This is a genomic window from Roseateles amylovorans (assembly GCF_025398155.2).
GTDB classification, from domain to species: Bacteria; Pseudomonadota; Gammaproteobacteria; order Burkholderiales; family Burkholderiaceae_C; genus Roseateles; species Roseateles amylovorans.
This window is the reverse complement of record NZ_CP104562.2, coordinates 3,398,751-3,413,121: the sequence shown is the minus strand read 5'-3', so window position 1 is coordinate 3,413,121 and position 14,371 is coordinate 3,398,751. Positions and strand designations below refer to the sequence as shown.

Below are 14,371 nucleotides of genomic sequence, written 5' to 3'. Positions count from 1 at the left end.
ATGGCTATCCCCTGACGACGGCCCGGTGGCCGATCAACTGGAACGCCTGGCGCGCCCCGGAGGCTGCCGCATTGATGTGCGCCGCGCGCCGATGTTGCGCGCACTGGCGGCCCATGACGCGTCGCGGGCACGCTGGTGTCTGCTGCTGCCCAGTCATCATCTGGTGACGGACCACCGCACGCTGGCCGGCGTGGTGGAGGAAATCACGCTGATGCAGCAAGGCCGCGACCAGGAGCTGCCTCAACCGGTGCCGTTCCGGCGTTTCGTGGCACAGGCTCGCGGACGAGTCAGCCGGGCGGATCACGAGACCTTCTTCACCGCGATGCTGCGCGACGTCACCGAACCGACCACGCCGTTCGGCATGACCGATGTGCGCGGCGATGGGACCGGATTGCGCCAGGCGCGGGCCCGGCTGCCGCAGCCATTGGCGGCCGCCGCACGGCGGGAAGCGCGGCGCCACGGCGTCGGCGTCACCGCGCTGTTCCACCTGGCCTGGGCGCTGGTGCTCGGTCGCACGAGCGGCCGCACCGATGTCGTCTTTGGCACGGTGTTGCTCGGCCGTCTGGGCATTGAAGGGGCCGCAGCGACCTCGCTGGGCCTGTCGATCAACACGCTGCCACTTCGCTTGCAGGTGGGAACGGCCGGGGTGGCGGACGGCCTGCGGGAGGCCCACGCTGCGTTGTCCGCGCTGTTGCACCATGAGCACGCCAGTCTGTCCCTGGCCCAGCGCTGCAGTGGCCTGGCCGGCGGTACGCCGCTGTTCTCGGCCCTGTTGAACTATCGACACGCGAAGCGGCGCCAGGACCGTGCTGCCGCTGTCTGGGAAGGCATGGAGATCAGCGACGCGCAGGAACGATCCAACTATCCGTTCGGCCTGTCGGTGGACGATGACGGACAGGACTTCGGCCTGGTCGCCCAGGTGCAGACCCCGCTCGATCCGGAACAGGTGTGCCGGTGGATGCAGGCGGCGGTGAGTGCGCTGGTCGATGCCCTGGCTCATCGACCGGCGCAGGCGCTGTGTGAGCTGGATGTGCTGGATGCCCAGACGCTCGAATGCCTGGCGTCCTGGGGCGGTCCACGGTGGCGGGATGCGGGGACGCTGCCGGTGCCTCGTCTGGTTGAGCGACAGGCCGCCGAACGGCCCGATGCCGTGGCCTTGATCAGCGGCCATGGGTCGCTGACCTATGCGCAACTCAATGCACGGGCCAACCGCCTGGCGCATCGGCTGATGGCGTGGGGCGTGCGCCCGGAGGACCGGGTGGGTCTGGCGGTGGCGCGGTCACCGGACATGGTGGTCGCGCTGCTGGCGGTGCTCAAGGCCGGCGCGGCCTATGTCCCGCTGGACCCGACCTATCCGGTGGAGCGGCTGGCCTACATGGTGGAAGACAGCGGCTTGCGCTTGCTGCTGACCCAGGAGTCGCTCGCCAACCGGCTGCCGCTGCGACCCGGACTGGATCTCCTGAGACTGGACGGTCCGGACGCGTTCGACGGCCCGGACTCGAATCCCGCTGTGGCCATCCACCCGGCGCATCTGGCCTATGTCATCTATACCTCCGGCTCCACCGGACGGCCCAAGGGCGTCGCGGTGCCTCACGGCCCGCTGGCCATGCATGTGCAGTCCATTGGCGAGGTCTACGGCATGACACCGGCGGACCGGGAGCTTCAGTTCGCCTCCATCGCCTTCGATGGCGCGCATGAACGCATCTGGGTCCCGCTGGCATTCGGTGCGGCGCTGATGCCTCGTGATCAGGACCTGTGGCCGGTGGAGCGCACCGCTGCCGAGATCGAGCGTCACGGCATCACCATCGCCTGCTTCACCCCCGGCTATCTGACCCAGATGGCTGAACTGCTGGGCGAATCCGCCAGCCGGTTGCCGATCCGGTCCTACACCGTGGGAGGCGAAGCGATGTCCCGGGCTCATTTCGACCGGGTCCAGGCGGTGCTGCGGCCGCCGCGTCTGATCAATGGCTACGGACCGACGGAGACGGTCATCACGCCGACAGTGGGCATCGCCCTGGCGGGGGACCGGTTCGACGCGCCCTACATGCCCATCGGGCGGCCGGTGGGCGAGCGCACCGCCCATGTGCTGGACGCCGAGCTCAATCGGGTGCCGCCCGGCGTGCCCGGCGAGCTGTATCTGGCGGGCGGTCTGGCGCGTGCCTACCTGGGTCGTCCGGGCGCCAGCGCCGAGCGCTTCGTGGCCGATCCGTTTGCGGCCGGCGATCGCAGCGGCAGCCGCATGTACCGGACCGGCGATCTGGTGCGCTGGAATGCCAGGGGGGAACTCGACTACCTCGGGCGCATCGATCATCAGGTGAAGGTGCGGGGATTCCGGATCGAGCTGGGGGAGGTGGAGTCGCAGTTGCGTCGCCAGCCGGGGGTGAGCGAAGCCGTGGCCGTGGCCCAGGACAGCGCCGCAGGCGCCCGCCTGGTGGCCTATGTGTCGCCGCTGCCCGGCCAGACCCTCTCACCGCAGCGCCTGCGAGAGGGGCTGGCGACGAGCCTGCCGGAGCACATGGTGCCGGGACTGTTCGTCATCCTCGACGCCTTGCCCCTGAATCCGAATGGCAAGGTCGATCGCCAGGCGCTGCCAACGCCGCAGCCGGACCCTGGGCGGCCCTACGAACCGCCCGCTGGCGAGACCGAGTCCGGACTGGCCGCGCTGTGGGCGCAGGCGCTGTCGGTTGAGCGGGTCGGCCGGCACGACAACTTCTTCGAACTGGGCGGCCACTCGCTGACGTTGCTGAAGCTGCAGATGCAGGTGGACCGGCGATTCGGCGTGCAGTTGCCGATGCGTACCTACTTTGAACGCCCCACGCTGGCCGAAGCGGCCGCGGCGGTGCAGCACGAGATCGACACGGTGACGGCGGCGCAGGGCGGCGAGCTCGATCGTCTCGCGGCGCTGCTGGATACCTGGGAGAACTGAATGACCATCCTCGACAAGAACGATGCCGCGACGGTGGCGACTCGCGCGGTCGGCGCGCCACACGATGCCAGGCGGGCCCTGGCGGAGCGCTTCGCACAGTTGCCCGCTGAGCGGCAACGTGGCTTTCTGCAGGCGCTCAAGGCGCAAGGCATCGACTTCGCGCTGCTGCCCATCGTCCGAGCCGCCTCGCGCGACGCACGTCCACTGTCGCATGCGCAATTGCGTCAATGGTTCCTGTGGAGTCTGGAGCCGCAGAGCACGGCCTACCACCTCTCGCGCGTCCTGCTGCTGCAGGGCAGCCTCGATGTCGCGGCCCTGCGCGCGAGCTTCGCCGCCCTGGTGGATCGCCACGAGTCACTTCGCACCAGTTTTCATGCCGACCCGCAGGGCGTCGTGGGACAGCGGGTGCATGAGGCCGCCGAGTGCGCGCTCGACATCCCGCTGATCGACTTGAGCGCTCAGGACGATCCAGCCGGCGACCTGGAGGCCCTCACGCGGCGGCGGGCTCAGGCCCTGGTGTCCTGCCCCTTTGACCTCGGCGCGGCCCCGTTGCTGCGCGTGGCCTTGCTTCGTCAGTCGGCGCAGCGGCATGTGCTGGTGGTGGTGCTTCACCATATCGTCTCGGACGGCTGGTCGATGAAGGTGATCGTCGACGAATTCATGGCGATGTACCGGGCGCGGGTCCGTGGTGAGACGCTGACGCTGCCGCCCTTGCCGATCCAATACGCCGACTATGCGGCCTGGCAGCGTCATTGGCTGGAGGCCGGCGAGGCGGAGCGTCAACTGGCGTATTGGACGGACCGGCTGGGCGGCGAGCAGCCGGTGCTGCAGCTTCCGGCGGACCACACGCGCCGGCCGGACGGACGCTACACCGCCGCGCATCAGACGGTGACCGTGCCGGAGCGGGTGGTGAACGCCGTGCGACGGCGGGCGATCGACCACGGCACCACACTGTTCACCGCCTTGTTGGCCGCCTACCAGGCGGTCCTGGGCCGCCATGCGGGCTGGACCGACGTTCGTGTCGGCGTGCCGGTCGCCAACCGGCAGCGGCAGGAGACCGAGGGCGTCGTCGGATTTTTCGTCAACACTCAGGTGCTGAGCAATCGCATCGACGGGCGGATGACGCTGCGCGAGGTGCTTGAACACGCCAAGGAGGCCGCCCTGGGGGCCCAGGCCCATCCGGATCTGCCGTTTGAGCAACTGGTCGACGCGCTGCAGCCGGAGCGATCCCTGGGCATTCATCCGCTCTTCCAGGTGATGTTCAATCATGGCCACGGCGGGACCACGGCGCAGGCCGCGCTGCCGGGTCTGACGGTTCAGGCGGACGCCGCCGGGGAGCAGGCCGCGCAGTTCGAGCTGATGCTCACGACCACCGAGCAGCCCGACGGCACGCTGCGTGCGAGCCTGGCCTATGCCGCCGAACTCTTCGAGCCGACCACGATCGAACGGCTGGCCCGCCACTGGGTCGCGATGGTCGAGGCCATGGCGGAGGTACCCGAGACCCCGGTGGGGGAGGTGGTTCTGATGTCGGCGGCCGAGTGGGAGGCGCTGACCCGGCTGAGCGTGAATGCGTCTCCGGTGGCGCCGCCGGTGCCGGTGCATCGGTTGATCGAGCAGCAGGCTGCGGCGGATCCGGACGCACCGGCGCTGGTCTTCGGTACGCACACGCTCAGCCGCGGCGAACTCAACCGACGGGCCAACCGGCTCGCCCGTCGGCTGATCGGACTCGGTGTCGGACCGGACACCCGGGTCGGGCTGGCGGTGGAGCGGTCGCTGGAGATGATGGTCGGCGTGCTGGCGATTCTCAAGGCCGGCGGTGCCTATGTGCCGCTGGACCCGGAGCTGCCGGCGGAGCGACTGGCCTACATGCTGCAGGACAGCGGCGTTGCGCTGGTGCTGACGCAGCCCCACCTGCGCGAGCGGCTGTCGGAGGGGGCAGGGCGCGTGTGGATCGACATTGACCTGGCTGCGCTGGCGGACGTCATCGTCGACAGCGACAGCGACATCAAAGCAAAGACCAGCGCCAAGGGCGACGCCTCGGACGACGAGAACCCCGAGGTCGATCTGCACGGCGAGCACCTGGCCTACGTGATCTACACCTCCGGCTCGACCGGCCGCCCCAAAGGCGCCGCCAACCGGCATCTGTCCCTGCACAACCGCCTGGCGTGGATGCAGCAGGCCTATGCGCTGGACCGCTCGGACACGGTGCTGCAAAAAACCCCGCTGAGCTTCGATGTGTCGGTATGGGAACTGTTCTGGGCCCTGGCCGAGGGCGCCCGGCTGGCGATCGCCGCGCCGGGCGATCACCGCGACCCCGCCCGGCTCGTGGCGCTGATCCAGGCGCATCAGGTCACGACCCTGCACTTCGTGCCGTCCATGCTGCAGGCCTTCCTCGCGCATGAGGGCATCGAGGCCTGCACCGGCTTGCGTCGTCTGATCTGCAGCGGCGAGGCCTTGCCGGTGGAGGCACAGAACGGCGTGTTCCGGCGTCTGCCTGGCGTCGGACTCTTCAACCTGTACGGTCCCACCGAAGCCGCCATCGACGTCACCCACTGGACCTGCCGCGACGACGGTCGCAGCCAGGTCCCGATTGGCGCGCCCTTGACCGGCCTCTCCACCTGGGTGCTGGATGGCGACCTGAACCCGGTGCCCGAGGGCGTACCGGGCGAGCTGTACCTGGGCGGCGTCGGATTGGCGCGCGGTTATCACGGCCGCCCCGGACTCACCGCGGAGCGTTTCGTGGCCCATCCGCTGGCCACGGACGGCAGCCGGCTTTACCGCACCGGGGACCTGGTCCGGTGGCAAGGGCAAGGGCAAGGGCAGCTCGACTATCTGGGCCGCACCGACCATCAGGTCAAGATCCGCGGCCTGCGGATCGAGCTGGGGGAGATCGAAGCCCAGTTGCTGGCGCAACCCGGCCTGCGCGAAGCGGTGGTGGTGGCGCAGCGGCTGCCCACCGGGGACCGGCTGGTGGCGTATGTCTCGGCACAGCCGGGCAACGACACGACGCCCGAGGTCGCGTCGTTGCGCGAGGCCCTGGGCCGTGTGCTGCCCGAGTACATGGTGCCGGCCGTCATCATGGTGCTGGACCAGTTGCCGCTCAATCCCAGCGGCAAGGTGGATCGCCGGGCGCTGCCGGCGCCGGAGGTCCCGTTGCGTGGTGGCGATGACGCCCCGGTGGGCGAGGTGGAGCAGACCGTGGCCGCGATCTGGGCCGAGCTGATCGGTGTGCCGCAGGTGGGACGGCAGGATCATTTCTTCGAACTGGGCGGTCATTCGCTGCTGGCCATCCAGTTGCGCGCGCGGCTGCTCCAGGCCGGCTGGCAGGCGGAGATGCGTGATCTGTTCCTCCATCCGCGACTGGCCGACTTCGCTGCCGTGCTGACTCGGTCCGCTGCGACACCATCGCACCGGGACGAGCGCGCGGCGACCATCCCGGTGGGCTGTCCAGCGTTGGAACCCGGGATGCTGCCGCTGATGGATCTCGAGCCGGACGAACTGAGGTTGATTGAGGCCGCCGTCCCGGGCGGCGCCGCCAACATTCAGGACCTCTATCCGCTGGCACCGCTGCAGGAGGGCCTGCTCTTTCATCATCTGATGCAAGAGCAGGGCGACGCCTACCTCATCTCGCTGCTGCTGCGCTTCGACACCCAGCCTCGGCTGCTGCGCTTCATCGAGGCGCTCAACCAGGTGATCGCCCGGCATGACATCCTGCGCACGGCCGTGCTCTGGGAAGGTCTGCGCATGCCGGTGCAGGTGGTCTGTCGAGAGGCGCCGCTGACCCTGGATTGGCTGACGATCGACCCCGAGGACCAGGCGGCGGGACGCGCGGCGGAGCGGCTCGCGGCCCATGTCGACCGGCGGCGCTTCAGGATCGACGTCCGACAAGCCCCGCTGGTGCGAGCGATCGCGGTGCATGACTCGACCAGCGATCAGTGGTTGCTGCAACTGCCGAGTCATCACCTGGTGCTCGATCACACGGCAGAGAAGCTGATGATCGAGGAGATCGCGTTGATCCTTCAGGGCCGTCAGGCGGCGCTGCCCGAGCCGGTGCCCTATCGCCGCTACGTCGCGCAGGCGCGTAACGGCCTGTCGACCGAGGCCCACGAAGCGTTCTTCCGGTCCCGCCTGGGCGACATGGATGAGCTGACGGCGCCGTTCGGGCAGGTCGATGCGCGTCTGGACGGCAGCACCCAGGAGGAATGCCGTGTCACGCTGCCAGAAGCGCTGTCCAGCCGCTTGCGCGAACAGGCGCAGCGTCAGGGCGTCAGCGCGGCCACCCTGTTTCACCTGGCCTGGGCGCTGGTGCTGGGACGCACGTCGGCACGGGACGATGTGGTGTTGGGGACGGTGCTGTTTGGTCGCATGCAGGGCGGCGAAGACACCCACCGGGCGATGGGCATGTTCATCAACACGCTGCCGCTGCGGGTGCGGCTGCACGGGCGAAGCGTGGCGCAGGCTCTGCGAGAGACACACGAACACCTCACCGAGCTGCTGCACCATGAACATGCGCCGCTCGCGCTGGCGCAGCGGTGCAGCGGGCTGCCGGCCGGTACGCCGCTGTTCGCGAGTCTTCTGAACTACCGTCACAGTGGCCCGCGACGCACCGACGACGGCCAGGACGCTGTCTGGGAGGGCATCACGCTGGCGGCTGCCAAGGAGCGGACGAACTACCCCTTCACCTTGTCGGTCAATGATCGCGGCGCGGTGTTCGAGCTGGTGCTGCAAGTGGAGACCTCCGTCCCGGTCGACCGTATGGCCGGCTATCTCGACACCGCCGTGCGTGGACTGGTGCAGGCGCTGTCGGACGGCGGTGATCGACCGCTGCACACCCTGTTGTTGCTGGATCCCGCGGAGCAGGAGACGCTCTCGCGCTGGAGTCAGGGGCCCGGCATCGTGGCGCCGCCGGTGCCGGTGCATCGATTGATCGAGCAGCAGGCTGCGGCGGATCCGGACGCACCGGCGCTGGTCTTCGGTACGCACACGCTCAGCCGCGGCGAGCTCAACCGACGGGCCAACCGGCTCGCCCGTCGGCTGATCGGACTCGGTGTCGGACCGGACACCCGGGTCGGGCTGGCGGTGGAGCGGTCGCTGGAGATGATGGTCGGCGTGCTGGCGATTCTCAAGGCCGGCGGTGCCTATGTGCCGCTGGACCCGGAGCTGCCGGCGGAGCGACTGGCCTACATGCTGCAGGACAGCGGCGTCGCGCTGGTGCTGACGCAGCCCCACCTGCGCGAGCGGCTGTCGGAGGGGGCAGGGCGCGTGTGGATCGACATTGACCTGGCTGCGCTGGCCGAGGTCGTCGGCTCGCACGAGCCCTCGGACGATTACAACCCCGAGGTCGATCTGCACGGCGAGCACCTGGCCTACGTGATCTACACCTCTGGCTCGACCGGCCGCCCCAAAGGCGCCGCCAACCGGCATCTGGCCCTGCACAACCGCCTGGCGTGGATGCAGCAGGCCTATGCGTTGGACCGCTCGGACACGGTGCTGCAAAAAACCCCGCTGAGTTTCGATGTGTCGGTATGGGAACTGTTCTGGGCCCTGGCCGAGGGCGCCCGGCTGGCGATCGCCGCGCCGGGCGATCACCGCGACCCCGCCCGGCTCGTGGCGCTGATCCAGGCGCATCAGGTCACGACCCTGCACTTCGTGCCGTCCATGCTGCAGGCCTTCCTCGCGCATGAGGGCATCGAGGCCTGCACCGGCTTGCGTCGTCTGATCTGCAGCGGCGAGGCCTTGCCGGTGGAGGCACAGAACGGCGTGTTCCGGCGTCTGCCTGGCGTCGGACTCTTCAACCTGTACGGTCCCACCGAAGCCGCCATCGACGTCACCCACTGGACCTGCCGCGACGACGGTCGCAGCCAGGTCCCGATTGGCGCGCCCTTGACCGGCCTCTCCACCTGGGTGCTGGATGGCGACCTCAATCCGGTGCCTGCGGGCGTGCCGGGCGAGCTGTACCTGGGCGGCGTCGGATTGGCGCGCGGTTATCACGGCCGCCCGGGACTCACCGCGGAGCGTTTCGTGGCCCATCCGCTGGCCACGGACGGCAGCCGGCTTTACCGCACCGGGGACCTGGTCCGGTGGCAGGGGCAGGGTCAAGGGCAGGGGCAGCTCGACTATCTGGGCCGCACCGACCATCAGGTCAAGATCCGCGGCCTGCGGATCGAGCTGGGGGAGATCGAAGCCCAGTTGCTGGCGCAACCCGGCCTGCGCGAAGCGGTGGTGGTGGCGCAGCGGCTGCCCACCGGGGACCGGCTGGTGGCGTATGTCTCGGCACAGCCGGGCAACGACACGACGCCCGAGGTCGCGTCGTTGCGCGAGGCCCTGGGCCGTGTGCTGCCCGATTACATGGTGCCGGCCGTCATCATGGTGCTGGACCAGTTGCCGCTCAATCCCAGCGGCAAGGTGGATCGCCGGGCGCTCCCCGCGGCATCGCTGATCTCCAGCGTCGGGCATGAGCCGCCCCAGGGGGAAGCCGAAGAGGCCATCGCCGACGTCTGGGCAGAGGTTCTGAACACGACGCCGGTGGGCCGCCACGACAACTTCTTCGAGGTGGGCGGAGACTCCATCCTCAGCCTCCAGATCATCTCCCGTCTGCGCCGCCGAGGCTGGCTCCTCACGCCTCGCCAGGTCTTTGAGTTGCAGACCATTGCGCGGCTGGCTGAGGTGGCTGGGTGCGCGCCCGCGGTGCCCACCTCGGTGATGCCCTTGCCGCCCTCGACGTCCTCGCCAACACGCACGGCGTCCGAAGCCGGGCCTGCTTCCGAGGGCTCGACCCCCGATTCCCCCGCCGGCCAACTGCTCAAGGAACTGGGCGAGACCGCGCTCACCGCGCTGGGCATCGACCTCCTGCAAATCGAGGAGGTCTATCCCCTGGTCCCCACGCAGGAAGGGATGTTGCTCCATTCGGTGGAGGCCCCGGATTCGGGGCTGTATGTGAACCAGCTCAGCGTGGAGGTCCGTCATCTGGACACCGACCGCCTGGAGGCGGCCTGGCAAGTCATGGTGGCGCGCCATCCCATGCTGCGCACGGCGGTGCTCTGGCAGCCCGGCATGGCACGTCCGCTGCAACTCGTGCTGCGCGAGGTGCACGCCCGGGTGGAGCGTCTGGATTGGCGTCGCACCGGCGGCCGGGTTGCCGACGTCTGCCGGGCGGCGCTCACCCGCCCGGTTGACTGGCTGCGGCCACCGTTGTCGCAGGTGACCGTGATTCAGCTGGCGGAGGATCGGCATCACCTCGTGTGGACCCGCCACCATCTGCTGTCCGATGGCTGGAGCGACGCGCGTTTGATGGCCGAGTGGCTGCGGTGTTATGCCGGCGAGGCCTTGCCGCCGCCGCCGCCTCGCTATGGGGAGTTCGTCCGCTGGCTGCAGCGTCAGGACCCTGGCGCGCCGCAGGCCTTCTGGAGCGGCCTGCTGGCCTCCATGGACGGGCCCACCCTGCTGGCCGAAGCAAACCGCGCCGTTCCCGGACGATCCGGCTTCCACAAGCTCTACACCCGCTTCGATCCGGACAGGACCTCGGCCTTGCAGGCCTTCTCCCGGCGAGAGCGTGTGACCGTCAACACCTTGGTGCAGGCGGCCTGGGCCGTGGTCCTGCATCGGCACACCGGCCGGGATCAGGTGGTGTTCGGCGCCACCGTCGCTGGCCGTCCTGCTGCATTGCCCGGTGCCGAGGAGATGCTCGGGCTGTTCATCAACACCTTGCCGGTGCCGGTGCGCTGGCAGGCCGGGCAGCGGGTGGGCGAGTACCTGCGCGCGGTGCAAGACCTCAACCTGCGCATCCGCGACCATGAGCAGGTCGCCCTGGCGGATGTGCAGCGTTGGGCGGGGTCCTCCGGCCGGCCCTTGTTCGACAGCATCATCGTCTTCGAGAACGCCCCCATCGACCAGACGCTTCGCGCGCTGGGCCAGTACGGCCTGGCCTTCGCCGAGATCGGCGGCGAGGGCCTCACCGGCTATGCGATGGATCTCCAGGTGGTGGTGGGCGACCAGCTGATGATCGAGTATTGCTATGGCCGGCGCGAGATCGAGGACCGTTTCGCCGAGACCCTGCGCGCGGAAATGGCGCAGCTCCTGGAGGAGATGGCGGCGGATGCGGACCGTCCTTTGGGAGAACTGCCCTGGTGGGACGCGCGACCGCTGCAGGGGCTGGGGGCCTCGCCTCAGGATCTGACGCGGGTGCCGCAGGGCCCGCAACGGCCGGTCGCGGTCCATCGGCTGATCGAGCGTCAGGCCGCCGAGCGCGGTGAGGCGATCGCCCTGCTGTGTGGGGACGCCGAGCTGCGTTATGCCGAACTCAATGCCCGTGCCAACCGGCTGGCGCGTCGTCTGCTGCGGCTGGGTCTGGGCCGCGAGGCCCGGGTGGGTGTGGCGCTGGAGCGGTCCCTGGACAGCATCGTGGCCCTGCTGGCCGTGCTCAAGGCCGGCGCGGCGTATGTGCCGCTGGATCCTGCCTATCCGCCGGAGCGGCTGGCTTACATGCTGAAGGACAGCGGTGCGTCGCTGCTGCTCACGCAGCGCGGCCTGCTGTCGCGCCTGCCAACGGCGGACCGATGGACCATCGTCACGATGGAGGAGATGCAAGTGGCGTCGGATGTCCCGGTGCAGGGCGCTGCAGCGCCGGACGATCCCGAGGCCGCCAACCTGGCGCTGGTCGATCATGCCGATCAGTTGGCCTATGTGATCTACACCTCCGGCTCCACCGGCCAGCCCAAGGGCGTGGCGGTGACGCACGGGCCGCTGGCCATGCATTGCCTGGCGACCGCGGCGTTGTACGGCCTGACGCCCGCCGCCTGTGAGCTCCACTTCATGTCCTTCTCGTTCGACGGCGCGCATGAACGCTGGCTGACGCCCCTGTGCATCGGCGCGGCGCTGGCGCTGCGGGACAACGAACTCTGGACCGCGGAACAGACCACCGACGCCCTGCATCGCTATCGGGTCACCCATGCCGCCTTCCCGCCGGCCTACCTCGGCCAGATCGCCGATTGGGCCGCGCTGCAAGGCGACGCGCCCGCGGTGGAGCTGTATGTCTTTGGCGGCGAAGCCATGCCGAAGGCCGGCTATGACAAGGTCTGCCGTCATCTGCGCCCCCGTGACCTGATCAACGGCTACGGACCGACCGAGTGCGTCATCACGCCGCTCATCTGGAAGTCCGCCGCCTCCGAGGGGTTCGACTGCGCCTATGCGCCCATCGGCAAGCCGGTGGGAGACCGCCGCATTCAGGTGCTGGACCCCGATCTGCAGCCGGTGCCCGCCGGTGTCGTGGGCGAGCTGTACGTGGGCGGTTACGGCCTGGCCCGCGGTTACCTGGGACGCGCCGGCCTGACGGCTCAGCGTTTCGTGGCCGACCCGTTCGATCCGGCAGGCGGCCGGCTGTATCGCACCGGAGACCTGGTGCGGGAGATGGCGGACGGCCACATCGAATACATCGGCCGGGCCGATCATCAGGTGAAGATCCGCGGATTCCGCATCGAGCTGGGTGAGATCGAGGCCTGTCTGGCCCAGGTTCCGGGGGTGCGGGAAGCGGCCGTGGTCGCGCGCGAAGGCGGCTCGGGCCGACAGCTGGTCGCCTATGTGGCGGGAACGACCGAGGCGGGTGAGGCGGGTGAGGGCCGCGAGCGGGACGGCGCGGCGTTGCTGGCCCGCATCCGTCAACAGGTGGCCCAGACGCTGCCGGAGCACATGGCGCCGGCGCAGGTGGTCCTGCTGCCCCGGTTGCCCCGACTGATCAGCGGCAAACTGGACCGCGCCGCGCTCCCCGACTCGGCCGCGTCGGCGGAGTCGACCCATCGCGCGCCGCGCAACGAGCTGGAGCGGCGGCTGGTGGCCATCTGGCAGGAGGTGCTGGGCCTCGAGCAGATCGGGATTGGCGACAACTTCTTCGAACTCGGGGGCGATTCGATCCTGAGCCTGCAGGTGATCTCCCGGGTGCGGCAGGCCCGGCTGGGGGTCTCATTGCGGCTTCGGGACCTGATCCGTCACCAGACGATCGACGGACTGGCGGCCGCCATGGTGGCCGCTGCGGCCGAGGTGGCTCCGCCCACCCTGGCGCAGAATCTTGCGCCGGCTCCGTCGCCATCGGCGTCGGCGTCGGGCGACATCCCGCTCACCCCCATCCAGCGCTGGTTCTTCGAGGAGCCGATCCCGAATCGTCACCACTACAACCAGTCGGTGATGTTGCAGGCCCCGGCGTGGCTGGACGATGACCGGCTTCGCCGTGTGATCTCCCGCCTGACGCATCACCACGCCGGCTTGCGGCGACGCTTCACCCGGGATGCAGCTGGCGGATGGCGCCAGCAGGAGGACGCGGCGGACGCGGCGGACAGCGCCGGCGTCGCCGCTGCGGCATCCGCCGAGGTGCTGTGGACCCGTGAGGTGGCCAGCGCCGAGGAGATCCGCCGTGAGGCGGACCGCGCCCAGCGCAGCCTGAACCTGGAACAAGGCCCCTTGTGGCGCGTGCTGCATCTGCGACATGAGGACGGCAGCGCACGCTTGCTGATCGCTGTCCATCATCTGACGATCGACGGGGTGTCCTGGCGGGTGTTGCTGGACGATCTGCAGACCCTGTACCTGGGGCTGTCAGCGGGGCACGAGCCGATGCTGCCCGACCCTGGCGCTGAGTTCAGGGACTGGGCGCAGCATCTGCAAGGCTGGGCGGGGTCGGCGGCGTTGGCGGCCGAACGCCCGCATTGGCAGCGGGAACTCGCCGATCTGCCCGAACTGCCGCGTGACGATCCGCAGGCGGTGGGGCTGGTCCAGGACCGCCGGACCGCCTCGGTATCGCTGGAGCCGGCCCTGACCCAGCAGTTGCTGCGGCGGGTGCCGGCGATCCATGGCGGTGTGGGCATCGACGCGCTGCTGCTGACCGCGCTCGGGCGCACCCTGTCGACATGGACCGGGCATTCGGAGGCGCTGGTGTTGCTGGAGGGGCATGGCCGCGAAGGCGATCAGGCGGACCTCGACCTGAGCCGGACCCTGGGCTGGTTCACGAGCGCCTATCCGGTGCGCTTGCGCGGCCATGACCAGGACTGGCCACAGGCCGTGGCAGCCGTCGCGGCCCATTTGCGCGGCGTGCCGAATCGCGGCATCGGCTTTGGTGTGCTGCGCTACCTGCATGCGGAGGCGGCCGTGCGCGACGCCCTGTCCACCGTGCGGCCCGGCATCGCCTTCAACTACCTGGGCCAGTTCGACCAGGCCTTGAAGACCGGCGCGGGCTTCACCCGGTCGCGTGACTCCGGCGGCATGGCGCGGGATGAACAGGGCCCGCTGCCCAACTGGATCGAGGTGATCGGCCAGGTGATGGATGGCGTGTTGACGATGAACTGGAGCTACAGCGACCGCATGTACCGGCCGGAGACGATGGACCGGCTGGCCCAGCGCTTCCGTGCGGAGTTGATCGAGTTGATCCGTCACGGTGGCACGGCCCGTCACCCGCCGGACTGA

At 69.5% G+C, this 14,371-nt stretch carries 2 protein-coding genes (1 of these 2 running past the window's edge); both read left to right on the top strand.

Features of this window, described 5'->3' with window-relative positions; genetic code table 11:
• Positions 1-2,926, top strand: partial view of a non-ribosomal peptide synthetase gene (locus N4261_RS14180; RefSeq protein WP_261755954.1) — the 3' end only. It extends 10,343 nt beyond the left edge of the window; the window shows 2,926 of its 13,269 coding nt (coding positions 10,344-13,269); the start codon falls outside the window, past its left edge; its stop codon occupies positions 2,924-2,926.
• Positions 2,927-14,371 (top strand): non-ribosomal peptide synthetase, encoded by an 11,445-nt coding sequence (locus N4261_RS14175; protein WP_261755953.1) that lies wholly within the window; start codon positions 2,927-2,929, stop codon positions 14,369-14,371.

Coding starts and splice junctions, on each gene's coding strand:
- N4261_RS14175 (WP_261755953.1), top strand. CDS start 2,927: ATGACCATCCTCGACAAGAACGATGCCGCGACGGTGGCGACTCGCGCG.